Source organism: Saprospiraceae bacterium, assembly GCA_016713025.1.
GTDB lineage: Bacteria > Bacteroidota > Bacteroidia > Chitinophagales > Saprospiraceae > OLB9.
The window spans coordinates 994,783-1,021,089 of sequence record JADJPZ010000004.1 but is presented as its reverse complement, the minus strand read 5'-3'; the positions used below and the strand labels follow the sequence as shown (position 1 = coordinate 1,021,089).

The window sequence follows — 26,307 nt, the reverse complement described above, 5'->3', positions numbered from 1 at the left end:
ATATGGCACAAAGAAAAGGTAAATCTTCTGACATAGCAGACGAGATTGTTGATGTGGTAGAGGTGAAGGGAAGTAATGTACCCACAGTAAAAAACTTTTTTGATAAGAATCAAAAATTAATAACTTATGTGATCATTGGCTTGGGAGCAATTGTAGCATTATATTTTGCTTACAAATACCTTTATGTCGGACCGAGAGAAAAGATGCTGTGAATGCAATGTACAAAGCTGAAGAAGCTTTTGCAAAGGATTCATTTGCTCTGGCTTTGGAAAATCCGGGAGGTGGATATGATGGTTTTTAGGCATCATAGACAACTATAGCGGTACCAAAGCAGCTAATCTCGCGTCATATTATGCAGGTGTTTCTTATTTGAATTTAGGAAAGTATGATGATGCTATTACCTATCTGGAAGATTATTCTGCTTCTGATGAAGTAACGGCTATCACAAAAAACGGTGCACTGGGAGACGCCACTGCAGAACTTGGAGACAAAGACAAAGCATTAGGATATTATCAGGATGCAGCATCATCTGACAATGAGTTGCTGACACCATATTATCTTCACAAACTTGCTCTCTTATATCATGCACAAGGCAAAACTAAGGAAGCTGTCGAACAATTGGAAAAAATAAAAACCAAATATCCTGATTCCAATGAATTCAGAGATGCAGAAAAGCTGATTGCCAGATTCCAGCAATAAAATTTGACTTAAAAAATAAACTCAAAAGGCAGGATTTATGTTTAAATTCTGCCTTTTTTATTTTCATAAATTCTATAGACATGGCGGAAAAGAAAAAAAACCTTTCCAATTCACAAGGTTCAATAATACAACCCTTGGTAAATAGTCATCTTGCAGTCATTACATCTGAATGGAATAAGGATGTAACTTACAGCCTGCGAGACGCTTGTATAGCTGAATTAAAGAAATACGGCTGCAAAGATGACGAAATTTTATCTGTAACCGTACCTGGGGCATTTGAACTGCCGTCTGCGGCAAAGATGATACTTGCCAATAAAAAATTGGATGCAGTCATATGTCTTGGCTGTGTAATCAAAGGAGAAACCAAACACGATGAATACATCAGCAATGCAGTAGCAACTGGCATCATGAACCTAAGTATTGTTTCTGGCAAACCAGTTGTCTTCGGAGTCTTGACTCCAAATGATATGCAGCAAGCTATTGACAGATCAGGAGGTAAACACGGTAATAAAGGTATCGAAGCCGCCCATACGGCTATCAAAATGATACATCTCGCCAAAGAAATTAAGCACGGGGATAAAAAACAAATTGGGTTTTGACAGCCAAATATTTTTTTAGGTTATAGTTTTTAATATCTGATAAATATGAAATTACATATCATTGAAACCGGTAAATTTAAATTGGATGGCGGTGCCATGTTCGGAGTGGTGCCTAAAAGAATGTGGAATAATCTGAATCCTGCTGACGATGAAAATCTATGCACTTGGCAAATGAGGTGTCTGTTGGTAGAAGATGGGGATAAAAAAATCCTCATAGACACAGGCGTCGGTAATAAACAGGATGAAAGGTTTAGTAAACATTTTTATCCACATGACAGTCAGGATTTTTCTTCAGCACTTTCAACAATTGGATTAAACTGTGAAGATATTACAGATGTATTTATAACACATTTTCACTTTGATCACGTGGGTGGTGCTCTTACTCATGATGTAGGCGGAAAAATCATTCCTGTATTTCCAAATGCTACCTATTGGTCCAATGAGAAACATTACAAGTGGGCATATGACCCCAATGCCAGGGAAGCAGCATCTTTTCTAAGAGAAAATTTTGTTCCACTGAAAGACATGGGAATGATGCAGTTTTTGGATGTGCAGGAAGGTATCAGATTTACCGAAAATATTTCTGTGAGCTTTGTTTACGGTCATACAGAAGCAATGATGATCCCCTACATAAAACTGCCTTCAGGCAACACACTCATTTATTGTGCTGACCTGATTCCATCGCATCACCATGTACAGCTACCATACATTATGGCATATGACATGAGACCTTTGGACACACTTGCTGAAAAACAATTGCTGCACGAAAGAGCAACAGATGGTAACCATTTCTTGTTTTTTGAACATGATCTGGATGTTGCTTGCGGTAATATCATCAAAACTGAGACAGGCAGAGTGATTTTTGGGGAGTCCGTGTCTCTTTCTGAAATAATCAAGTAGGATTATATACTAGCAAAAAGTCTAAAATGATAATCTATTACGACTTCCAAATACTTTAAAATCAGTCTCCGCCACGACGAATCACTTTAAGCTTCGCATCATAGAATCGACTATAACATGTCGCTAAAAGTGCTGATTTTAACAGCCGCCTTCGATGCGGGCAGTTTGTATTTGAGACACTCACTACAAATAACATTTTAGATATTAGGTTTTATACTAAACAGAAAATCCAATACGAAATCTAAAACATAATTATTTGATATAAAATACATTATGATAATATATTTTTTCTAAATATTCTATGTTAACTATTTATTCAGGATAAAGGTGGCACAGCTTCAGCAATCGCCTTATCTTATTAAATACAAATACTTGATTACCTATGTATTATAAATAATTATTTTAATCAATTTTTGCTCAAAGATTTTTCTAAGCTGACTCAAAGTTCGAAGTTAAAACCTGCATTTTTTTTCTTTTCATACACAGTATGATCAAAAGTATATAATCTTGCCGGCCTGTGGGATACCGCTTCCTGTATTTCACCAATGTCTTTAAGAATACCTAACGACTTGAGTTTTCTTCTGAAATTGCGTTTGTCCACATGAATATTTAAAATTACTTCATACAATCGTTGAAGCTGAAGAAGACTGAATTTTTGTGGCAACAATTCAAAACCAACAGGTTGTTCCCGAAGGTGTTTCTGAAGTTTTTTAAGACAAGTATTCATAATTTCCAGGTGATCAAATGCCAATGACTGGACTTCTGTAACAGGAATCCAGCGTAAAAAATTATTGGGATGGATGTGAGCAAGATGGTCATCATCTATTTTTATCAAGGAATAGTATGCCACAGTAATCACGCGACCCAAAGGATGTCTACCTTTATTACTAAAAACCTGAACTTGATCAAGAAACACATCATCAAAACCTGTTTTGGCGATTAAAACTCTTTTAGCTGCTTCATCAGTATTTTCTTCGGGTCTCACTAAATCGCCGAGGAGAGAATACTCATTTTCAAAGGGCGGCATATCGCACCGGGAAACTAATATCTTCAGTGAATTGTCATCATATCCAAAAATCACACAATCAACAGACACAGCCGCTTTAAAGTCGTTATGTATCTGAGTGATCCATGTATTTATGTTCTGGGCAGAAGTTGGAGGCATTTTTATTTTGTTTTGACCGTGCGAAGTTAAGTTTTTTTTTGAAAAAATAAGGACAATAAGGCTCCTGTATGTATACCATACTGAACAAATTCAAATTTTCTTCCTCCCTGCCCCTGCCTACGTAAAAAGTAAATCCTTTTGTTTCAGGTTTAAGATTACTCTTCGCCCAAGAATGGATATTTGTAATCTATCGGAGAAACAAATGTTTCTTTGATAGTCCTCGCTGATACCCATCTATATAAATTGAGAATTGAACCTGCTTTATCATTTGTTCCAGAAGCTCTGGCACCACCAAATGGTTGCTGACCAACAACGGCCCCTGTAGGCTTGTCATTGATATAAAAGTTACCTGCAGCATTGGACAATTTTTGTACACCGGTGCTAAGTGCATATCTGTCTTTTGAAAATATAGCACCAGTCAAAGCGTAAGGTCCTGTTTTATCAACCAGTTCTAGTGTCTCATTATAAAGATGATCCTGATACACATAAATGGTTAGTACGGGTCCAAAAAGTTCTTCACACATGGTGATATAGGAAGGGTTATTTACCTTAATTACAGTTGGTTCAATAAAATACCCCTTAGATTTGTCAAAATTTCCACCTGTAATGATTTCTGCATCAGGATCACTTTTGGCAGCAGCTACGAATGATGTTATTTTATCAAATGCTTTTTCGTCAATAACTGCATTTATAAAATTTCTGAAATCTTCAGTACTTCCCATTTTGAAATCCTGAAGATCTGATACCAGGTATTTTTTTACATCAGGCCACAATGATTCAGGTATGTAAGCTCTCGATGCAGCCGAACATTTTTGTCCCTGAAATTCAAATGCACCTCTGGATAAAGCGACTGCGACCTCTTTCGCTTCGGCAGATGGGTGTGCTATTACAAAATCTTTACCTCCGGTCTCCCCTACCAATCTCGGATAAGATTTATAAAGTGCCATATTTTCGCCGATAGTTTTCCAAATTCTGTTGAAGACTCCGGTGCTTCCCGTAAAATGTATTCCTGCAAAATCAGGATGTCTAAAAATAACGTCACCCGCAGTAGGGCCATCTACAAATATGAGATTTATAACTCCCGGAGGCAGGCCTGCTTCTTCCAGAATTTCCATGATCACTGCCGCAGAATAAATTTGTGTTTCAGCTGGTTTCCAGACGACAGTATTGCCCATCAAGGCAGGTGCTCCGCAAAGATTTCCTGCTATGGCCGTAAAATTAAAAGGAGTTAATGCAAAGATAAATCCTTCTAATGGTCTGTATTCCAACCTATTCCAGATACCTCTGCTGCTTTCAGGTTGCTGTGTATATATTTCTGTCATAAACTGAACATTGAACCGGAAAAAATCCGCCAGTTCGCAGACAGCATCAATTTCAGCCTGAAATATATTTTTAGATTGACCTAACATAGTTGCTGCATTCATTTTTGCTCTATAAGGACCAGTTATGAGATCTGCTGCTTTCAAAAAAATGGATGCTCTCTCATACCACGCCATGGCTGACCACTGCTCTTTAGCTTGCAATGCGGCTTCAATGGCCATATCTACATGTTCTCTTGCGCCAACTGCATGCGTCCCCAATGTGTGATTGAGTTCATGCGGTGGGTGTATCTTTCTGGTATCTGCTGTATATACTTTTTTACCTCCGATATACATTGGGATTTCGACAGATTTGCTCTTGAGCTCTCGTAAAGCTGCTTTAACATTTATTTTTTCAAGTGAGCCGGGTGCGTAGGACAGCACTGTCTCATTTTGAGCTTTCGGCACCTGAAATATTGCATTTGACATATTAATATTGATTTGGTTAGTCGATTTTTAGAAGTTCTTTTGAAATGTTTTTTGGGACAAAAGCTGATACATCTCCGTTGCCTTTTATGACTTCCCTTACGATTGTGGAACTTATATGTGAATATTCAGGCTGGCTTATCAGAAAGATTGTTTCTACTTCTTTTCCCATGATGGTATTTATCTGACTTATGGTTTTTTCGTAATCAAAATCTGAAGCATTTCTCAATCCTCTGATCAGGTAATGTGCCCCGCGTTCCTGACAAAACCTTACAGTCAGTCCTTCAAAATAAGAAATCTCAACATTATCATATCCTTTAAAAACCTGTTTAAGCCATTCCATCCTTTTTTCCAAGGAAAATAAGGTAGTTTTATAATTATTTATTCCAACAGCTACGATTATTTTATCAAACAATGGAACTGCTCGTCTGACAAGATCGACATGACCTAAGGTAATAGGATCAAATGACCCCGGAAAAACTGCAATTTTCATTTATTTTTAGAGAGTTTTGAATATTATGTAGCAAAGTAACGACAATAACAGTTCTGATACAAAAAATATTACAAAAAACCTGTTTTCATCAATTTAATGCTATTTAAAAATGCAAAAAGCTTTTCATAGATTCTTTCTATTTCTTTTTGAATGACCATGTGATTTCAGCGAGACAAACAGTTTCCTCCAGTATATTCCGTCCTGTTGATATCATGGTCATCGTGGCGGTATCACCAGGATCTTTAAGTTGGTCCAATAGATTGCTCAGTTCATCGCCCTGATTACAAACAAAAGTTATTTTTGAATTGGCTTTTTTCAGATACTTCATTTTAAAATCAACAACCAACATAGAATGGGGTTTTCTTCCCGCAAGATGCAGCTGACACAAAGCCCCTGTAGAAAGCTCAGCCGCGCCAGCCAGAGCAGCAAAATAAACAGATGAAAACGGATTTTGGGTCCTCCAGCAAAAGGGAATTGTAAGTTCACAATTTCTATCATCTAACTTCGTAACTCTTATTCCCCAAAAAAAAACGGATGGTAACTTGAAGAGCATTCCGATTTTGAACCAGAAGGGGTTAAGCATTCTTTTTTGGTATATCCGGGATTGACTATTCATTTATACATTTTTTCTAGGTATCCAGGGAATTTCTGCAATATTATTTCTGTGGGATAGATATCTTGCCAACACAAAAAAATAATCAGATAATCTGTTTAAATAAATGATGATCGCAGGATCCACTTGTGAAACATTATTCAAGGTGATAACCCTTCTTTCAACGCGCCTACAAATTGTCCTGCATATGTGCGCTTGTGCTATCACGGTATCACCGCCAGGTAAAATAAAATTTTTTAACGGTTCCAACAATTGATCCATAGTATCCATAGCATTCTCAAGTGTCTGAATATCATCATTTTTGATATCAGGAGTTATCATTTTTTTTTCAGGGTCTGAAGCAAGATTTGCCCCGATTGTAAAAAGTCTTTTTTGCACCTCTGAGAGAAAATAGTTTTGCGTTGCCTCCTGAAATGATGCATTGAGCAAACCGATAAATGAGTTTAATTCGTCAACAGTTCCATATGCTTCGATGCGAATATCATCCTTTTGCACTCGTTTACCACCAAAAAGAGCTGTGGTGCCTTCATCCCCGGTTTTTGTATAAATTTTCATAAGAAGGACTAAATTTTCGATCAAAGATAAAAACAAATCTTTAACATTTTATAAACTTTAATCATGTGATGTAATAAATACCTTTGTGCTCTTAAAAAAACGTATGACTACAAATATTTTCAAACTTCATCCATGGCATGGCGTAGATTTAGGAAATGAAGCTCCTGAATTAGTTACAGCATTTATTGAAATCATTCCAAGTGACACTGTTAAATACGAAATTGATAAACATTCTGGATATTTAAAAGTGGATAGGCCACAGAAATTTAGCAATATTGTCCCAGCATTATACGGATTTTTGCCACAGACCTACTGTGCAGAAGATGTAGCTAAACTTAATATGTTATCAACAGGCAGAAGTAATATAAAAGGAGACGGTGACCCATTAGATATTCTCGTGCTTACAGAGCGCGAAATCACCCACGGAGATATCTTAGTAAAAGCGTTTCCTATTGGTGGTTTTAGGTTGATAGATAATAACGAAGCCGATGACAAAATCATAGCGGTGTTGAAAAATGATGATGTTTATGGCCTATGGAAAGACATTCAGGACGTACCTGTTACCATAATCAATAGATTAAAACATTATTTTCTGACCTACAAACAAATGCCACATAAAGATCCTTCTTGCTTTATTGATGAAGTATATGGTAAAAACACAGCCTATGAAGTCATCAATGCAAGTATAAATGATTATCACCATCACTACAGAAGATGATGATAAAATCATCACATGTAATTCTTCTTTGTCAAATTATACGGATATTCTGATTGATTTGAAACTGTTAGGTTAACCCAACAGCTGTGACCCTATTTTACCATACATTTATCTTCAACCATGAAAAAATATTAAGTAACCGATTGATTACACTTTGATGAAAGTGAAGGTGACAAAGTAGAATTAAGTAATTTTCGAATAACCTAAGTTTTTATTTGCGATCTTGGTACACCATGAAAACGAATTTTTGAAGTCCATCAATGCTGGAATACAATTTTACCAAACTGAAGTCCCGATTCCATCCGACTAAACCCTTCTGGTATCTGCTCAAAAGGAAAAACAGAGTCTATGACTGGTTTGATCTGGTGCACTGAAATAAAATCAATCATTTCAGCAAAATCCTGATCAGAACCCATAGTCGATCCGGCGATTGTAATTTGTTTCCAAAAAATGATTTGAGGGTTTAATCCATCTATTTTTCCTGCACTGCCGCCATAGAAACTTATACGTGCTCCAGGATTACAGATTTTTATCAGATTATTAAATCCTTGACCACATGCACCATCCACAATCACATCCACGCCTCCAAAATCATGGATAAATTCTTTGTGCCAATCAGGATTAGTATAAAGATATCCTGCCTGAGCACCCAGATCAATAGCTTCTGCAATTTTGTAGTCTGAGGAAGAAGTCACTATCACATCACATCCAGCCGCAAGGGCAAACTGCATTGCAAAAAGGGCTACTCCACCTCCGATCCCTGATATAAGCACTTTATCCTGCTTCTTTACTAATGCTCGTTTGAAAAGGGCCCGGTACGCTGTTACACCGGCTAAAGGAATGGCTGCGGCCTCAATTTCTGTCAAATGAGCAGGACATGCATAGAGATATTTTTTATTGATAGCAATATGCTCAGCAAAAGTTCCAGGAGATGGCATACCCAAAACCTGAAAAGCGGATGACTGACAATACGGATTATCACCCCAAAATAGTCCAGGATTGATCACAAATGTATTTCCTCCAGAAACGCCACATGCATCCGAACCCAAAATTGAATTCAATAATATACCCGGGTACATGCCTTTAACTATCCACAGATCTCTGTGATTTAATGAAGACGTATTAATTTTGATGTACACATCATCATCACCCAAAGTAGGAAATGTAGTAGATTGTAATTCCGGATATTTGTGCAATTCATTTAAAACGAATGCTTTCATGAATATTCATTGTGGTTATTTGTTGAATTTGTTTAACCTAAATATCTAAAATGAGTTCCCTAATGAAGATCAAAAGTACAATAAAATAAGTTTTTTTTGACGACAAATCATAGCATCGCTATGGTGCGAAGTCAAAAATGATCCGCGGCGGCGGAGCCTTATTTTGCAGTAATTTTGGTCTGGAATAGGAAATTCCTTTAAGATTTTTAGGTTTACGTTAAAAATCCTCTATTTGCGTAAAGTACGTCCTAATAAAATAGTATTGTTAGAACCAAAAAAAACCGGATATGTTGCCATATCCGGTTATAAAACCCAGAATCATTTTTATAAACACATTACTCGATTAAAATCATCTTTTTAGTTGCGGTAAATTCTCCTGCTTCTATCTGATAGTAATACACACCAGAAGTCCCAATTTGTGTATTATTCACATTGATGCTGTTGAAACCTTTTTCGTAATTACCATTTGAAGTATATATCAACTTACCAGTAAGATCAAGAATTCTCAATTTCACAAATTCAGGTTTGGCCAATTCAAAAGAAATGACAGTTGACTCTTTAAATGGATTTGGTTCATTCTGGTACAAACTATTTTGGCTGTGGCTGATATTTCTATCTCTTGTCTGGATTAACAAATTGCGCACAGATCCATCTACATCATACACTTCAGGTCTGATGACGGACTGATCTAATCTGATATTCTTGGTATTTCCACCAGCCAAAGCCTTAAACTCAATGGTGAATAAAACTTCATCAGATTTCAGCAATTTGCCGTTAGCTATATCATAGCTGAAATTTAGTTTGCCATTTGGAGCATTAAACGGATTGTAATGTTGTGATTTGATATCAAATGCTCCACTTGTCAGACCAGTGAACAACAACTGATCGGCATTAAAATGCATTCCAAATTGTGTACCTAATATGTACATATCATCACCAGCGCGGACTTCAAATTTCACAATTTCACCAGCAGAAAATTTCATCTCATCAGAAGTGAAGAGCGTATTGCCTGATCTGAATTCTGTTGATTTGGCATTGACTACCACGCTTCCATTTACATCTCCCACTTTTACAGCTGTAAAGTTGACATTCTTTTTATCTTCATAGAGAGAATCAAAATTCACTTTGAAAGGATAGTCAAATGGGTTGTTTACATCTGAAAATACATACGATGAAGGTACAAATCTCCATGAAGTATTGTTGTCAAATTCATTGGTGACTCCCAAAACCAACTTTCGGAGTGAAACTAGGTCACTTGCAGTTATATTCCTTGAATTGTTAACATCAGCTGCCAACAATTTGTATGGTGAATCAATTTTCTGAATTCCTAAAATATGCCTTTGTATCATCACTAAATCCAATGTGGATACACCGTTAAGAATATCATTATTTTTGTATGCTCCCATAGATTTTGGATCAAAAACATCCACTCCTTCCAGTTTGTACTCACCGTTTTGTTTTGTCATACTCTTGATTTCAGCTGAGCTAGTCATGTTTTTCAGAGATACCTCAATTTCCTCAACACCTTCATTTCTGTCTGTCGATATTCTGCCGGATATGACTGGCAAAAGATTTGGTCTATCTGTACATGCATTGGTCAATGGAGAATCTTGTAGAATTAATGTGACATTGCAGAAATCCGATAATCCACTATTACGATCTCTCACATATACTTTTAGTGGAATTCTCGCGACTTGACCATTTGGAATATCTGCACAGGTTAATGTTATACCTGTCGTCGTAGTATTGAATACTATATTATTGTTATCTCTTTTGAAAATATAGTAGTCAAACTGAGCCGCTCTGCCACAGATATTGGTACTGGTAGACTGAATGAAATCATTTGCCCATACATCGGTCGTTCCAGATCGGTCCATCACCCACACTATCTCTCCATAACATACAGGTGTGGGAGCTTTGTTGGCTATCACCGTAATATTATATGCACATATGGACTGAGTCCCACATACATTTGTTACAGTAAAACTTATTCTGTGTGTACCCGCTGGAAGATTTTGAGTAGTACTGTTTGTAGTACCGTTATCATCAATTGAACTGCCTTTGTCGCTATCAAGGTTCAATGTCCAAGAATATTTCCATTCCTCCTCATCAGTGCAGTCATCCATGGGGTTTACAGAAAGTGTCACTGTGGTATCACATTTGCCTGGACTAGCTGTGATAGTTCGATTGTTACATCCTGTAAATGTCACAGGTCCGGTACCAGTCAAAAGGATTTTTTGAGATTGCTCAACGACTACAGGGTTAGCGGCATAGCTGCACCAGTCTATAACTTTCCAAGTTCTGATTACTTTAATACAAGCACCGGGCACATCTCTGAATACCTGATCATAAAATGAAATACCAATATCCCGGCAACCCAAATTAGAAACAATTGGTTTACTGTTAAGAAAGTCAGGCGTCGCTTTGCCCAAATCACAGGTTGATAATGTAATATCAGCAGGAAATGTCACACTTGACGAATTGAAAGGAGGGGATATGATAGTCAGCTGCTGTGTACATTTCACGGCAGGTTGTGATACAAGGTACCACTCTCTGCTCACTGTTCCTGTATTACACTTAGAATTAATAGTGTTGCTGATGATTCGGCTTGCCACATTCGCATCTGCACATACTCCTGTTACTGTAGGTTTGCCAAAAAAGGTAGTGTCAAAAGCCTGAGTTCCTGACACCCAGGTACCAATTCTACTATCACCACAAGTCAATGATTTGTTGGTAGGACATTGTATCATGACAGGTCTCTTATTTTGTACTTTTATAGTGGTCTCGCATTCATTAAAATTTCCTGCTTTGTCATGTACCCTCAATACTACTGCGTGATAAGATTCAGGAGCTGTCACATCGCTGCAACAGAATCTGACTTCACTTCTGAACATGGTATCTGTGGCATATCCAGGACAAAATTTGTTTTTACGTCTGACTTCAAATCTAAGTGAGTCAGGATGTGTACAATTATCAGTACTGTGGTCGTCCAGAGAAATTGCCTTCAGCACACCCCAACCTGTATCATCTATAGAAATAACAGTCTCATCTTCACAGATAGCTGTAGGAGGAGTACGATCTACCACATCTAATTCTGTAAAACAATCTGTTGAATTGCCACATTCATCTGTCACCACATATTTCAACCACGTACGACCTAAAGGTAAGCCTTCAATTCGGAATGACCGATCTGTCTGAGGTATAGTAGATGCATAAGCAGGACTTGTACCTGAAACCCATGTTTGGCCGTCCACTTTGACGAATGGAACACTTGCAGGAGGTGCACCACCATCTTTGCCGGCCAACTTGATGAAAACATCGTAAGTTACTTTTGAACAATCACTTATAGAAACAGGAGGTTTTACATCCCATGATGCTGTACATCCATCTGATGAAACAGAGATAATATCTGCAGGATTTTCTAAAGATCCAGGAATTTTTATAATGTCAGCAGGGCATGTGATTATCGGCTTCTGTGTATCTTCTATCTTTATCAGCTGACTACAAACAGTATCCCTTCCTGTACACCAATCAATGATCGTCCATCGTCGGTTTACCTTGATACCGGCACCGCAAAGATCAAAAACGATATCATCATAAAATATCTGGATGTTTTCGCAACCAGTTCCACCAGGAGCTCCACTTGGGTTTGGACCCATAGTAGGATGTGGTGCACCATTTGGTAGTTTTGTGTATGAAACTGTACAATCTCTGATCCAGTCTGTTGGACATGTGATTTCGGCGATAGTCGCTCTCTTGATATAAAAGTACTGCGTTTTCACAAGCGATTTGTTGCCACTCGGGTCAGTCGCTGTCCACTGTCTTCTGATGATTTTACCAAATCTGGCACTACATGGAAGGATTGTGACCGAGTCTGTTTTGGTATAAGTGATAGTGCCACCACATGCATCTGTAAATACAGGTCTGTTCGTAATAGCATCATTAAGGATAATTGATTCACTTCCGCATGTACTTTCACATACAAGAGCAGTGACAGAAGATTTTATACTTCCTTTGCGACTATCCATAAAAACGTTGAAAGCAGGATTTCCACCCACACCTGATGTACTGATGACAAGAATATAGGTATTATTTCTCGCCAGAGAAATACTAATATTATCATCATCAGTAGCAATGAGGTTTGTACATGGGCTTTCGGGAGTGAAGGTACCCTGATATAATGATATCCAGGTATTTGTCTGCGGTAAGGATATATCCACCACCCCATTGCTATCCACTGCAAAACTACGCGTGACATAACTCACTCCATTTACAAATGTACCACATCCCACATTTGGCCGGTTGAAAGTTGGAGAGCCTGATGGTATTGTACCTGTATACCCTGTGATTCTCTCCTCGCACGGACAAGTACTAATCACAGGTGCCAGCTTATCTTCAATAGCTGCATGGCCCCAGCATGAATTACCACATCCACGCAACGAGACTTTCACCTTTAAAGTCATACCTACATGCGTTCTGTCTATTTGAACCCTTTTGATCATTCTCCCTCGTAAATCGGTACCTCCGCTGACCGTAGGCAAGGAAGTTCCATTTAAGAAAGTTGCTTCCACATCAAAACTATCTGCATGATATGTATATTGGGGCATCATCATGTATGGATTGATCGTCATATTGCAATCATCATCTAATGATATCTGCACTCCGTCACTACAAGCTAATATCGTATTGCAATTGACTTGTGCCTGTCCAAAATTTTGTATAAGAGTTATGGTTAAAACAATTGAGAATGCCCGTACCATCGCTTTAAAGTTTCCTGAAACTAAGTTCAGAAAAATGCCTTGTGTAAATAAGGGTCTTTCCATTGTAATAAATTTTAAATTTTGATTTAATCTGTTATGTGTCATGTTAAAAATGATGAAGATCAACAAGCCGGACTATTTCGTCTTCCTCCGGCTTGTTCACCTTGATTTTATATGTGTGTTATTTTATGATGATCATTTTGCGGTTCGCTGAGTTCAGTTCCGTTTCTACCTGGTAGTACAATACTCCATTCAGCTGGAGCTCATTGGCATCTAAACTGAAGGTATTGTATCCCTTATTGAAACTGCCTTTCGTCTGGTAGATCAGCTTTCCTGTCAGATCAAAGATCTTGAGTGTCACTACTTCTGCTGCAGGAAGGTTGAATCCTATGACAGTAGCAGCATTAAATGGATTGGGTACATTTTGGAACAGCTCAAACTGATCTGCAGCAGACTTGGATGTATTTACAGATTGAAGCGTTACTTTCAGTGTATTGATGCCTGCACCTTCTGAAATGTACATTTCAGGGGTCAGATAAGCACTCTCCAATTTCACCACATTCATATCATTGATATCCTGAAGTGCTCTGAAAGTGATCCTGATCATCTCATCTTTCACCATTACTGGGTTTTGGTCATTCCAACTCAGATGGATCAAACCATCAGAAAGATGTACTAATCCAAGATTTTCAGATTTCAATTGGAGTACATCTGATGTAATATTGATCAGCTCAGCGTACTTATGGTTCAGACCAAGTGTCATCTGAAGGCCTGTAACACTATGTAAATCACTGGCTTTTATAGTGACTACAGCTACTTCACCTTTTTTGACATTGACTTTATTGGCTTCGAGTTGTACAGTCGTTCTCGGTTCAGTGGCTACAGGTGAATTTGCATTTTTGCGCGCTGTTCCGTTCACATCACCTACCTTCACTGCATAGAAATCAAGGCCAGCAACATCATGATCTACTTTCGTCATCGAAAGTTTTTCAACAAACGGGAATGGGTTTTTAGCATCACGGAACTGATGTGCCACATCGATAAATCTCCAGCTCTTATTGTTGGCAAACTCTGATTTTATACCCAAAATCACTTTTCTTAATTCAACAAGGTCGGCAGCGGTTACTTTCTGTGAATTGTTCACATCGGCAGCAATCAATTTGTAAGGAGAATCCAATTCCTGAAGTCCCAGAATATGTCTTTGTATCAGGACTAAATCAAGTGTGGAAATACCATTGAGCACATCATCATTTTTATCTGCTGTGACGATATAGTCTTTATACATTTTGAGTCCTGCCATTGTCCATTTGCCATCCGTAGATGTCATCACAGACTTAGGAAACTCTACTTGATCAGACATCAGTCCCACATGTACATTCTGCACCATTTCTGCAGATTCTGAGTAAATAGCTCCTTTAAAGCCTACTGACTCAATTATCGCCGGAAGGCAAGAATTGTTGTTGCTTTGTACTCTTAATTTTACAGTACAGAAATCACTGTTTCCCTCCTGGTCTATAGCATACACATTGAAAACCGTATCTCTGAAAGCAGCTCCACGCAGGTCGCTACATCTGATAGTTCTGGATATATCTGATTGATTTGTAGAGAATGAAGCACGGATCTGAGCATAAGGACTACAATTGTCAAATGTGGAAGGAGTAAGGAAATCTGAAGCCCAGATACTCACTTCTCTTGATGTGGGCATGATGACGGTCACTAAATCAGAGACACACACCGGTGTCGGTTTTTTGGTATCACGCACAGTAAAGATATTGGTACATGAAGTCACATTATTACAATCATCCTTCACATACCAGATAAGTCTGTGTCTGCCGTAATTGAGCAATCTGTTGAATACATTGCCTTCCACATCTTTGAAATCAATAGAACCATTGTCATCGACATCAAGGTCGTACCACCAGACTAACTTATTACTGACACAATCACCAGATAAAGTTTCGGTAGCTCTGGCAGTAATTTCTACTCTTGCCTGGCAAGTACCTTCAGGAGATATCTTCAAGCTATCCTGATGGCAACCATTTACAATAACCGGTGCCACGGTATTGGATATCATGATCAGTTGTGACTTTGAAAATGAGACGCCACTCTGACACCAGTCTATACCTGTCCATGTTCTGAGTATTTTGCGGCAAACACCATCAGAAAACTTAAACTCGACATCTTCATAAGAAAAAGCCATGTTAGAACATTTATTGGCTTTTGCACTAGATGACAATTCTGGCCTTGCCACGTTTAAATCTTCAGGGGTGATTCTGCTTATACAACTATTGTTTGTTCTGTTAACTATCTCAGGTCCCCAATTGATATCACCAGTATTAACAGGTGACAAATTGTGCACAGTAAGCAATTGTGATTTGACTGTTTTGTTGCCAAATCCGTCTGTAGCTATAAAAAATCTTCGGATAGTACCAACACCGCAAGTATTGAGATCCCTGACTATAGAGTCACGCAGCGTGTGGGTACAGTTGTCAGATGCTGTGGCTGTACCATAAAGGCTCAGATTATCAACGTTTGCTTTACAGCTGATGGTCATATCTGCAGGTGCATTGACTGTAGGGAAAATGTTATCCTGAATTCTGGCATGTACCATACAGGAATTGAATGCGCCGTCGGCATCCCACACTCCCAGCTCCACCATAATACTTTTGCCAACGTCTGAGCATCTGAATGTCAACTTATTGTCACATGGTAAACTGGTCCAGCTTGTCAGACTATCAACTTTTCGTATCTTCATGCATGTAATACCACAATTGTCGTGACTACCATCGTCAAATGTCAATACGCCGGCAACACCTATGGCTTGTCCGCTCACGGCAGCATTTGATATTGCTACTACACTGTTTCTGTCACAAACAGCTACAGGTGGTTGGTTGTCAATAACAAAAACTTCTGTATTACAAATGGAGATATTACCACATTTGTCTGTGAAAACATATTGAATCCAAGTCTGACCAACAGGTAAGTTTTTGATAGTAAAAGGTCTATCAAGTGTATCAATGACCTTTCTAAAGGCCGGTCTTGTACCTTCAACTATGGTTTGACCATCAGATTTTACGAATTCTGCGCCAACAGGAGCTTTGCCATCTTTATCAGCAAGCTTGAAAAATACATCCCAGGTCACAGCAGAACAGTCACTTATTAATATTGGAGGTCTCACTACCCAATCTCCTGAACATTTGTAATTATCAGTGTTCAATATAGCTGCACCACCTTCAGAAAATCCTTTAACCGTTACATCAGCTGGACAAGTCACATCTGGAGGCTGATTGTCCATCACAGCTATCAACTGTGTATAAGATGTATCTTTGCTTGCACAATGATCAAAAACCCTCCACTTTCTGAAAAGCTTATATGTCTCTGTATTGCCATCGCAAAGCAGTAACTTTCTGTCGGTATAGGTCACATGAGACTTAAGACAAGCTATACCTATAGGCCAACCTGTGTGATCAGGAGATGGTACTGAATCTGTCTGAACTATACCGTTAAGTATATAAGGTTCTTTTTTCCAATTTCCACATGCTACTAATGACGGATTTGGCCCTGCTATACTGTCCCAGCTTGGCGGAAATATGACATCTCTCAATGTTGATCTTCTGACACTTAAGGTTTGTTTGCAAGAAGATGTATTATTATAGTTGTCTGTTGCTCTCCATGTTCTGGTGATGACAGAACTGAAAGTAGCTGTACACGAGGTCACAGCTGTATCCACATATGATATAGTCACATCACTGCACCTGTCAAAGTCGGTCACTCTCCAGCTGTTTTTAGCTATAAGTGTAGTATCTGCACCCACAGGCATCACCGGAAAACCAGTGATATTCAAACTATCAATGTCATCACAGTCGATAGTAAGATTGGGAGGGCATACCAGATCAGGGATGGATTTATCTTCTATTTTGGCATAACCCCAACAAGAGTTGCCACTACACTCATGGACTACCTTGATTTCCAATGTTTTCCCAACGTAAGGATAACCTAAAGCTCCGTACGGTATGATAGCTCCAGTAGCAAGATCTCTGATGATGATATCAAACGATGATTCAGGTAAGGTCTGTCCTTCCAGAAACTGACTTACCTGAAAATAGAGCTCACAGTCAGGATTCATAGAAATATTGACAAGACTCTTGCATGCCATAGGAGGCACTGTAGTTTCATTGACAATGTCTATGCGCTGTATGCTGGTAAATGAACAGTAATCTGCAGACGAATTTATTCTGAATTGACCTCTTACTGCCAGGTAATATACTCCAATTGCATTGGGCCAGATGATCGTCCTGGAATTGATAGAACCACCAGGATTTGTCACTGAAATACCAACAGCAGTTATAGTAGCTGCCGGATCAGTGAAAACGCCCCAAGAAATTGTTGCAGGATTTAGTTGAGCTGAGGTAGCTGCAATGGAGTAACTCTCGGTTGCACCTATACAATTGCCAAAATCACCTCTTATAGTCGTGTAGTCAGCTACATCCACTACATCGATAGGTCTGTTCAATGTAAATGAACATCCTAAAGGCTGACCAGAGTAGCTGGAAGCAATACCACTGACACCGAGGCTGTACCTGCCTGGCGTTGGACCCCAGGTGATGGTGGCGGCACTTGTAGTAGACCCACCAGTAATCGTTCCACCAGATGGCAAAGACCAAAGTAAACTGCTGTATGTCGGTCCGGAAGAAAGTGTGTATACTTTACCAGTTGCTCCGGGGCATACATTGGCGTCTCCCGTAAACAGAATCGCTGTAGGATGCAATGGGTACTGACAGACCTGTGAGGGTGTGACCGTATTCATTTCACCAGTGTTTTTGTTTCTGATTCCGACAGACCAACCTTGTCCTGATACTCTTTTGGCTGCAATCGCAAAAACACCCGGTGAAACTTCTGGTATTATGGTACCGGGTAAGTAAATGATTGGCACATTCGGCGGTGGTAGGGACGCAGGATGATAAAATCCTGAAATAGGACTTATCAACTCCCACACATGACCTGGGGTGGCATTAAACCTAATGGAGTCGCGATACTGACCATTAGTTGGAGTAGTAGCATTATTCAGACATGTGCATTCCGATTTTGCAGGACTGGCAGGTGTCTGGCACAAAGCACCACTGGTAATCACCAAAGTCAAAAAAGCAGTGACTCTGATAGGCTTCCAGAAATTTGATTTCATCAGCCTGAAAAAATGTGTAAGTAATGGGTTCTTCATCGATTGATGGATTTTGTAAAATTCGTAATTGCTTAATAAAAATATATTTACCTTACATACCACTCAAGATATTTCAGGCTTATATTGTGTACTACTTGGTTACCGGCAGGTTGTAAGACTTTGCATCATTTTCATAAAAACTGATTATCGTTCACACATCTTGCTGTATTACAAATCCAAATTTCAGACCAAAAACATAGATGCATAAGCAGTTATTTTAATATGAATGTCACATTAAATCTTAATATAATATTTAAAATAGTTCATAGACAACGATATAAACGGTTATCAAAAATTATAAAAATTTTGACATTTATTTTATCGTAATATGAATCACATATAACATATTTGTAATTTATAAAATATTGTTATTCTATAACTTGCAATGATCAATTAAAAATTATGACATATAATCAGTTATTTTACAGCAAATTACATTGCGCATAAAAAAGTAATTCAATGTACCTTATTTTCAGTGGATATTTGGTATTTTTTATTCAAATCTCCGGTTAATAAAGCTTTCAATTAAAACTTTCACCTTTTGACAGAAGAGACAAATCGGATCATCCATGAGGAGTCCAATACTATCATTTTGATACAAGTATATTTAGCTTGATTTGTGCGGTGAATGAAGTTGGATTTTAGAAAAATTTAGTTACCACTACAACTAATGTCCCTTATGATGATAATTTTTAGTTAAAAAGCAAGATCATTACAGCCATTTTGCTTACCAATGTTTACTTTTGTCGATTGTTCAATCAGTAAATCAAAGCAGTTTATGAAAAAATTGGCAGGCTTTTTAATGTTGATAGTCATTTTGATGGCTTCGGCTACAGATGTTGATGCTCAAGTCAGAAAAAGGACGACATCCAAAAAGAAATCCAAACAAAAGGAAGAACAGATAAGCCTGATGGAAAAAATTAATCCGGAAATCAGATTTGGTAACCTGGGATTTTTTGGTGGCCTTTCCGTTTCTTCCAAAATAAATGTTGGGTATAAACTCCATAAAAGATTTAGCTTAGGCGGGGGTGGAAAATTCTTTTATGATCAAAGAAATGTCAATGGTCCATCTTTATTTGATTTAGGGGGTTTTTTGTATGGGAGAGCAAAAATTATTGATGAACTTTATTTTCAAACCGAATACGCATTCATGAAGTATGATTCGGATCCAACTGCAATTAAAATAAATTACCCATTAGTTGGGCTGGGTTACTCGAGTGGCTTTGGAAAATGGAGATTCGGCGTCGAATTAATGTACATAGCCAATGAAAATGCAAGATCATTTCAGAATTCAGTAGTAGAATACTGGTTTGGAGCCTCATACAATTTTTAGTAATTTTCTAAGAGTAACATGGTTAAAATCGGAAATACGGAGCTTGGTGAGTTTCCTCTGCTTTTGGCACCGATGGAAGACGTCAGTGATCCGCCCTTCAGAGCTGTATGTAAGGAACAAGGCAGTGATCTTATGTACACTGAGTTCATTTCTGTGGAAGGTCTCATCCGAGATGCCACAAAAAGTGTTCAAAAACTTGATATATGGGATGATGAGAGACCTATTGGTATTCAGATATTTGGTGCAGAAATAGACTCTATGGGAAGAGCAGCAGAAATAGTGGAAGAAGCAAATCCTGAGTTGTTAGACATCAATTTTGGTTGTCCTGTTAAGAAGGTAGTATGCAAGATGGCAGGTGCCGGGATACTGCAGGACATTCCAAAAATGATCAGATTAACAGAAAAAGTAGTGAAATCGACCAATCTGCCTGTCACTGTCAAAACCAGGCTCGGATGGGATGAAAATTCGTTAAATATTGTCGAGGTGGCCGAGCGACTTCAGGACATTGGTATCAAGGCCCTCACCATACACGGCCGTACCCGAAAACAAATGTACAAAGGGGAAGCTGACTGGACACTCATAGGTGATATAAAAAATAATCCAAGGATGTTTATCCCCATTTTCGGCAATGGTGATATTGATTCACCTCAAAAAGCCTTGGCATATAAGGAAAGATATGGGGTTGATGGTATAATGATTGGTAGAGCAAGTATAGGTTATCCCTGGATATTCAGGGATATCAAATCTTATCTGAAAGATGGTACAGTACCACCGCCGCCTGATATAGAAGAGAGAGTGGAAGTGGCCCGCAGACACTTGTTAAAGAGTATAGAATGGAAAGGTGAGAAACTCGGTATTGTAGAAATGAGAAGACATTATACCAACTACTTCCGCGAATTACCGGGTGTAAAGGAATTCAGGGCAAGACTTGTTACTGAAATGGATAGTCAGTCTGTTTTAGGGATATTGGATGAAATGAAAGAACACTATCTGGAATTGCCCGTGAGCTATTAACTACAAACAAATCAAGTGAGATGGTCTTCAATATCAAACCATATGAAAGAAGTATTTTCGAACTCATCCAGGCAGCAGCTCGGGAACAGAATGTAGCCGCATATGTGGTGGGAGGCTATGTGAGAGACAGATTGCTCGCCCGAGAATCCAAAGATCTCGATGTAGTGTGTGTTGGCGACGGGATAGCTCTTGCTGAAAAATTAGCTTCAAAACTTACTCCATTACCCCATATTGCAGTGTACCGTCGCTTTGGCACAGCCATGATCAAACACAAAGACATCGAAATCGAATTTGTAGGTGCGCGCAAAGAATCATACAGTGCAGACAGCCGCAAACCTGCCGTGGAAAACGGTACCCTTGAAGACGATCAGAACAGACGTGATTTTACTATCAATGCTATGGCAGTAAGTCTCAATGAAGAAGATTATGGGAAGATCATTGATCCGTTCAATGGGTTTTATGACTTAGAAAATAAAATCATCAAAACTCCCATGGATCCGGATAAAACATTTGCGGATGATCCTTTGAGGATGATGCGCGCCATCAGATTTGCAACACAATTGGACTTTGAAATTGAAATCAGTACTTATAAATCCATAGCCAAAAATAAGAACAGGATAAATATTGTGTCCAAGGAAAGAATCACAACAGAACTGGAGAAAATCATCGCATCAGACCGTCCCGGAAAAGGATTTAATTACCTCTATGATACCGGTTTGCTTCACATCATCTTTCCAGAAATGGCAGCTTTGCAGGGAGTTGAAATCAGAAATAACATAGGACACAAAGATAATTTTTATCACACACTTGAAGTACTTGAAAATATCTCAAAAGAAACTAAAAATATATGGTTAAGATGGGCAGCCATTCTCCATGACATCGCCAAACCTCCTACTAAGAGATTTGACCAGAATTTAGGATGGACATTCTATGGGCATGAGGCTTTGGGTGCTGCTATGGTTCCCAGGATATTTAAGAAAATGAAATTACCTTTGGATTCAAAAATGAAATATGTACAAAAACTGGTATTGCTGCACTTGCGTCCTATAGCATTGACCAATGATGAAGTTACTGACTCAGCGGTGAGACGGTTGCTCTTTGATGCAGGAGATGACATCGAAGACTTGATGACGCTTTGTAAAGCAGACATAACATCAAAAAATGAAGGCAAAGTCATAAGGTATAAGGACAATTATAAAATCCTGACTGAAAAAATAAAAGAAGTAGAGGAGAAAGATCAACTGCGCAGCTGGCAACCTCCCATCAGTGGTGACGATATCATGAACATACTCAAACTACCACCATCCCGGGAAGTAGGAATAATAAAAAATGCTATCAGAGAAGCCATTCTCGATGGGGAAATTGCAAATGCTTATCAACCGGCCTACGATTTTATGATAGACAAAGCAAAAGATTTGAAGTTGATATAATTTTCTGTTGGATATGGACTACAAGGATTTTTTTACTTTTACCAAACAGGAAAGACGAGGCATCATCGCTTTTCTTATTCTGAGTTCCGTCACGATCTCAGCATTTAAATTTTGGCCCTACACAAAGCCACAACCACCACAAATTATAAAGGATTACTATTTTGATACACTAAATACGGAAGAAAATGAAACTAACAATGCTAATGACATTTCTGATCTATGGGACGATACAGGAGATAAATCCGGATCAGTCAAACGCCTTAAATACAATTTCAATCCCAATGACATAAGTTATGACTCATTATTATTGCTGGGCTTTAATAAATATGGAGCCAAGAGCCTTGTCAATTATGTCTCAAAAGGGGGAATCATATACACCCGTGAAAAGTTTAAAGAGATATATGGTATAGATCCAAAACTGGTAGATGAACTCGATGATTTTATAACATATCCTACAAAATACACTACACAATACACCAATAGTAATGATCCTGAAATGCCAAAAATCAAAGGATCAGATAAAGTCATTAGGGTCATAGAATTAAATAGAGCAGACAGCATGGAATTGGTAGGTATCAAAGGTATCGGTCCATTTACTGCTTTCAAAATAATTCAAATGAGAAAAAGAACCGGAGGTTTTCTGTCTTCTGACCAGTTGACAGAGTTAAATGTGATTCATGACACCATTTTTCAGAGCATCAAAAATCAAATCACTGTCGATCCTGACCTGATCAAAAAGATAAATATCAATACAGCTGATTACAAAACCTTTGTACAACATCCTTATATATCAGGAGCAACTGCCAATGCCTTATTAATGTACAAAAAACAGCATGGCCCATTCACAGATGCAAAACATATAAGCCGCATCAGATCTCTAAAAGAAGAGACAGGCTTGAAAATCCTGCCATATTTAGGAGTAAAGGATGAATAGGCTTTGAAAGATATTAAATCCTCTATTACCAGTTTATGATTTGACTTAATGCATCTCTGCATTGTTGACTATGCTGAAAATGAATTGATCTGATGCCCAAATACTCAGCAGCGAGAATATTCTGGTAATTGTCATCTATAAAAATAGCTTCTGATGGAACAACATTGTATCTTTCCATCAACAATCTATAGATCTCATGATGGGGTTTTTTCATTTTTTCGTCTCCGGATACTACAATACCATCAAATAAGGATAAGAAAGGAAACCTTTCCAAGGCTACAGGAAAAGACTCAGCCGACCAGTTGGTCAAAGCATAAATTTGAAATTTATTGCTGGCCTTTAATTCTTCCAATAATTGTACAGAGTCATCTATCTGACCTTTGAGCATTTCTTCCCATCTTCCATAATATGCATTAATTTCAGAGTTGTAATGCGGATATTCTCGGACCAGGATCGCTGTAGCATCTTCAAATGATCTTCCTCCATCCTGCTGTTCATTCCAATGATTGGTACACACATTACCAAGGAAATGTTCGACAGCTTCTTCCGATCTGAATAGTTGTCTGTAAACATATCTTGGATTCCAATCAACAAGCACAGCACCTAAGTCAAATATTACTGTATTAATTTGCATGATTTATGTATAAGATTATAGCCGACGTACCCAAATATTCCGATAGCTAACCAAATCAGAATGATCCTGAAGCATGACAGGAGCACCACGGTGCACCGGATTCTTTGGAAATCCTATGTATGGAGTGGTACCATGTATCAAAGTATTGTTTTGAATTACAAAGCCATTATGTATGACCGTGATATAGCCGGATTGGATTTTTTCGCCTTTAATGTCATATTTTGGTGCTTTGTAAATGATATCGTAAACGTTCCAATCGCCTGGTTTGGCACATGCATTAGCAAGTGGTGGGTGTTGTTTATATATTGATCCTGCCTGACCATTATAGTATGTTTCGTTATTATAGCTATCCAATACCTGCACTTCATATATAGATTGCAGGAAAACACCGCTGTTTCCTCTTCCCTGCCCTTCTCCTTTGACAGTGACGGGGCTTCTCCACTCGATATGCAAATGGCAATCCTCAAACTTGTGACTTGAAATAATATTTCCTGTGCCTGGTTTTACTGTTATAACACCATTTTCATTAGTCCATCCGATAGGTGTTCCGTCAAGTTTAGACCATGCACAAGTTTTGTCATCAAGCAAAACTACTGCGTCATAAGGTCGAGGCCATTGAGTTTCTACCGGTTTCACTATAGTGGGCGGGCGTGACCAATCTTCGGTAGCTTTTGGGTCTGTAGGCTCCTGACCATAAGAAACACAGGTAAAAAACATCAAAAAACAAAACAATGAATGAACGCGCATCATAAGATTCAGATTTTAAATCATCAAATTACATTAAATATTAGATTTCACAACTGTTTTAAAATACACATAGGTTTTTAATAACCCTTCTTCTCTTGATACTTTTGGCTGCCACCCCAAAATCTCTTTTGCTCTGGTGATATCGGGTCTTCTCTGCTTTGGATCATCGACTGGAAGTGGATTGTAAATGATATGAGCAGATGGATTTCTGACCAAATCCATAATTTCATGTGCAAACTGCATAATATTAATTTCTGAAGGATTTCCTATATTGACAGGTAGATGATAGTCACTAAGCAATAATCTGTAAATACCTTCCACCAAATCGTCCACATAACAAAAGGATCTCGTTTGCTGCCCTTCACCGAATACTGTCAGACCTTCTCCTTTGATGGCCTGAGAAAAAAATGCTGGCAATACCCGACCATCCTCCACTCTCATCCTAGGTCCATAAGTATTAAATATTCTGACAATCCTTGTTTCTAAGCCATGGTAAGTGTGATATGCCATTGTGATAGCTTCCTGAAATCTTTTGGCCTCATCATATACCCCACGAGGTCCTATTGGGTTAACATTTCCCCAGTATTCTTCATGTTGTGGGTGCACCAAGGGATCACCATACACTTCTGATGTCGATGCTATCAGGATTCTTGCATTTTTTGATTTGGCAAGACCTAGTAAATTATGTGTGCCAAGCGAACCTACTTTGAGTGTTTGTATTGGCATCTTCAAATAATCTATCGGGCTTGCAGGTGAAGCAAAGTGAAGGATATAATCCAAATCTCCAGGAACGTGTACAAACTTGGATACATCATGATGATAGTATTCAAACTGTTTAAGCGGGAACAAGTGCTCAATATTTTTAATATTCCCGGTGATGAGGTTGTCCATTCCAATGACATGGTAACCTTCGGAGATAAACCTGTCACATAAATGCGATCCTATAAAACCCGCTGCCCCGGTAATTAATACTCTTTTCACAATAAAATCTTTAATAATAAGAAGTGATATGCAGGGAGTAAAGGTAAGAAATTATGTGAAGATGTGCTATGAATGAAGTTGAATTGTTGTGAGTTTGTTCTTGAAAGTAAATTTTTATACCCGTTGTACATGAGTATTATAAAAAAAGGACTGTAAACACACTCTTTATCTTAATGATTCTGAGTTGGGTGACATATTTCCCGGTCATCAGCAATCTTCGGTTATCGGGATGACCTCTTTCGGGTATATTTGTTACTCCTTCTTTGTGTTACAGTCCTTAAAAAACTAAGGTCTCAAAATAAAAAACATCAAACTATTTGTCGTAAGACGATGCAAACATATGAATAACATATTATAAAAAAAAATAATATGTTCATTTTTTAATATTTTTATTTTCTATATATTAATTATTAATCTATAATGTCATTTAGATAAGGAATTTTTCTTAGTTTTCACCCTATCTAAATCTTTCACTTTTAAGGGAAAGACTTCATAAAGATATCTTAACCA

20 protein-coding genes are annotated in these 26,307 nt (G+C 38.2%); 9 read left to right on the top strand and 11 right to left on the bottom strand.

The genetic code is table 11. The features are described 5' to 3' along the window. The first annotated feature begins 2 nt into the window (after window positions 1–2). The 4 genes from IPK35_10790 (at window position 3) to IPK35_10775 (ending at window position 2,198) form a co-directional block, all read left to right on the top strand. A complete protein-coding gene (locus IPK35_10790) occupies window positions 3–212 on the top strand; it encodes a hypothetical protein (GenBank protein MBK8053732.1) in 210 nt (69 codons plus the stop codon). 157 nt (window positions 213–369) lie between these two features. Then, complete coding sequence (locus IPK35_10785) at window positions 370–699, top strand: tetratricopeptide repeat protein (protein MBK8053731.1); 330 nt, start codon at window positions 370–372, stop codon at window positions 697–699. An 80-nt stretch (window positions 700–779) separates the two neighbouring features. Further along, the gene (locus IPK35_10780; protein ID MBK8053730.1) at window positions 780–1,298 is read left to right on the top strand and encodes a 6,7-dimethyl-8-ribityllumazine synthase; all 519 of its coding nucleotides are present in this window, start codon (window positions 780–782) and stop codon (window positions 1,296–1,298) included. Window positions 1,299–1,343: 45 nt separating this feature from the next. Continuing rightward, on the top strand, window positions 1,344–2,198 hold the full coding sequence (locus IPK35_10775; protein ID MBK8053729.1) for an MBL fold metallo-hydrolase: 855 nt from the start codon (window positions 1,344–1,346) through the stop codon (window positions 2,196–2,198). Between the two features lie 439 nt (window positions 2,199–2,637). Here IPK35_10775 and IPK35_10770 read toward each other — a convergent pair whose 3' ends face one another. The 5 genes from IPK35_10770 to IPK35_10750 form a co-directional block, all read right to left on the bottom strand. Then, window positions 2,638–3,363, bottom strand: a complete 726-nt coding sequence (locus IPK35_10770; GenBank protein MBK8053728.1) for an NUDIX hydrolase — start codon at window positions 3,361–3,363, stop codon at window positions 2,638–2,640. Window positions 3,364–3,518: 155 nt separating this feature from the next. Then, window positions 3,519–5,150 carry an L-glutamate gamma-semialdehyde dehydrogenase gene (gene pruA, locus IPK35_10765; protein ID MBK8053727.1) on the bottom strand — a complete coding sequence of 544 codons (1,632 nt, stop codon included), beginning with the start codon at window positions 5,148–5,150 and terminating at the stop codon, window positions 3,519–3,521. A gap of 16 nt (window positions 5,151–5,166) precedes the next feature. Next, window positions 5,167–5,640: a pantetheine-phosphate adenylyltransferase gene (gene coaD / locus IPK35_10760; protein ID MBK8053726.1), complete on the bottom strand. Its 474-nt coding sequence runs from the start codon at window positions 5,638–5,640 to the stop codon at window positions 5,167–5,169. A 136-nt stretch (window positions 5,641–5,776) separates the two neighbouring features. Beyond that, window positions 5,777–6,256, bottom strand: coding sequence for a DUF4442 domain-containing protein (locus IPK35_10755; GenBank protein ID MBK8053725.1), 480 nt, complete (start codon window positions 6,254–6,256; stop codon window positions 5,777–5,779). Next, window positions 6,257–6,808, bottom strand: coding sequence for a cob(I)yrinic acid a,c-diamide adenosyltransferase (locus tag IPK35_10750; protein ID MBK8053724.1), 552 nt, complete (start codon window positions 6,806–6,808; stop codon window positions 6,257–6,259). A 103-nt stretch (window positions 6,809–6,911) separates the two neighbouring features. On the opposite strand from IPK35_10750, the gene IPK35_10745 reads away from it, so the two are divergent. Then, on the top strand, window positions 6,912–7,526 hold the full coding sequence (locus IPK35_10745; GenBank protein ID MBK8053723.1) for an inorganic pyrophosphatase: 615 nt from the start codon (window positions 6,912–6,914) through the stop codon (window positions 7,524–7,526). Between the two features lie 257 nt (window positions 7,527–7,783). On the opposite strand, the gene IPK35_10740 is transcribed toward IPK35_10745, so the two are convergent. The 3 genes from IPK35_10740 to IPK35_10730 all read right to left on the bottom strand — a co-directional run bounded on the left by IPK35_10740 (window position 7,784) and on the right by IPK35_10730 (window position 18,724). After that, the gene (locus IPK35_10740) at window positions 7,784–8,746 is read right to left on the bottom strand and encodes an NAD(P)-dependent alcohol dehydrogenase (GenBank protein ID MBK8053722.1); all 963 of its coding nucleotides are present in this window, start codon (window positions 8,744–8,746) and stop codon (window positions 7,784–7,786) included. A gap of 335 nt (window positions 8,747–9,081) precedes the next feature. Next, the gene (locus IPK35_10735) at window positions 9,082–13,569 is read right to left on the bottom strand and encodes a T9SS type A sorting domain-containing protein (protein MBK8053721.1); all 4,488 of its coding nucleotides are present in this window, start codon (window positions 13,567–13,569) and stop codon (window positions 9,082–9,084) included. 118 nt (window positions 13,570–13,687) lie between these two features. Then, on the bottom strand, window positions 13,688–18,724 hold the full coding sequence (locus IPK35_10730) for a T9SS type A sorting domain-containing protein (protein ID MBK8053720.1): 5,037 nt from the start codon (window positions 18,722–18,724) through the stop codon (window positions 13,688–13,690). A 778-nt stretch (window positions 18,725–19,502) separates the two neighbouring features. Between IPK35_10730 and IPK35_10725 the strand changes: the two genes are divergently transcribed. From IPK35_10725 to IPK35_10710, 4 genes are read left to right on the top strand one after another with little or no spacing between them, the layout of a single operon-like run. Then, on the top strand, window positions 19,503–20,057 hold the full coding sequence (locus tag IPK35_10725; protein MBK8053719.1) for a hypothetical protein: 555 nt from the start codon (window positions 19,503–19,505) through the stop codon (window positions 20,055–20,057). A gap of 18 nt (window positions 20,058–20,075) precedes the next feature. Then, window positions 20,076–21,071, top strand: coding sequence for a tRNA dihydrouridine synthase DusB (dusB, locus tag IPK35_10720; protein ID MBK8053718.1), 996 nt, complete (start codon window positions 20,076–20,078; stop codon window positions 21,069–21,071). Between the two features lie 20 nt (window positions 21,072–21,091). Then, window positions 21,092–22,501: an HD domain-containing protein gene (locus IPK35_10715; GenBank protein MBK8053717.1), complete on the top strand. Its 1,410-nt coding sequence runs from the start codon at window positions 21,092–21,094 to the stop codon at window positions 22,499–22,501. A gap of 13 nt (window positions 22,502–22,514) precedes the next feature. Next, entirely contained in the window at window positions 22,515–23,435 is a 921-nt protein-coding gene (locus IPK35_10710) for a helix-hairpin-helix domain-containing protein (protein ID MBK8053716.1), read from the top strand. Between the two features lie 25 nt (window positions 23,436–23,460). Here IPK35_10710 and IPK35_10705 read toward each other — a convergent pair whose 3' ends face one another. From IPK35_10705 to IPK35_10695, 3 genes are read right to left on the bottom strand one after another with little or no spacing between them, the layout of a single operon-like run. Next, window positions 23,461–24,069 carry an HAD family phosphatase gene (locus tag IPK35_10705; protein ID MBK8053715.1) on the bottom strand — a complete coding sequence of 203 codons (609 nt, stop codon included), beginning with the start codon at window positions 24,067–24,069 and terminating at the stop codon, window positions 23,461–23,463. A 15-nt stretch (window positions 24,070–24,084) separates the two neighbouring features. Then, on the bottom strand, window positions 24,085–24,819 hold the full coding sequence (locus IPK35_10700; GenBank protein MBK8053714.1) for a DUF1080 domain-containing protein: 735 nt from the start codon (window positions 24,817–24,819) through the stop codon (window positions 24,085–24,087). Between the two features lie 30 nt (window positions 24,820–24,849). Beyond that, window positions 24,850–25,797 carry an SDR family oxidoreductase gene (locus IPK35_10695; GenBank protein ID MBK8053713.1) on the bottom strand — a complete coding sequence of 316 codons (948 nt, stop codon included), beginning with the start codon at window positions 25,795–25,797 and terminating at the stop codon, window positions 24,850–24,852. Window positions 25,798–26,307: the final 510 nt, after the last annotated feature.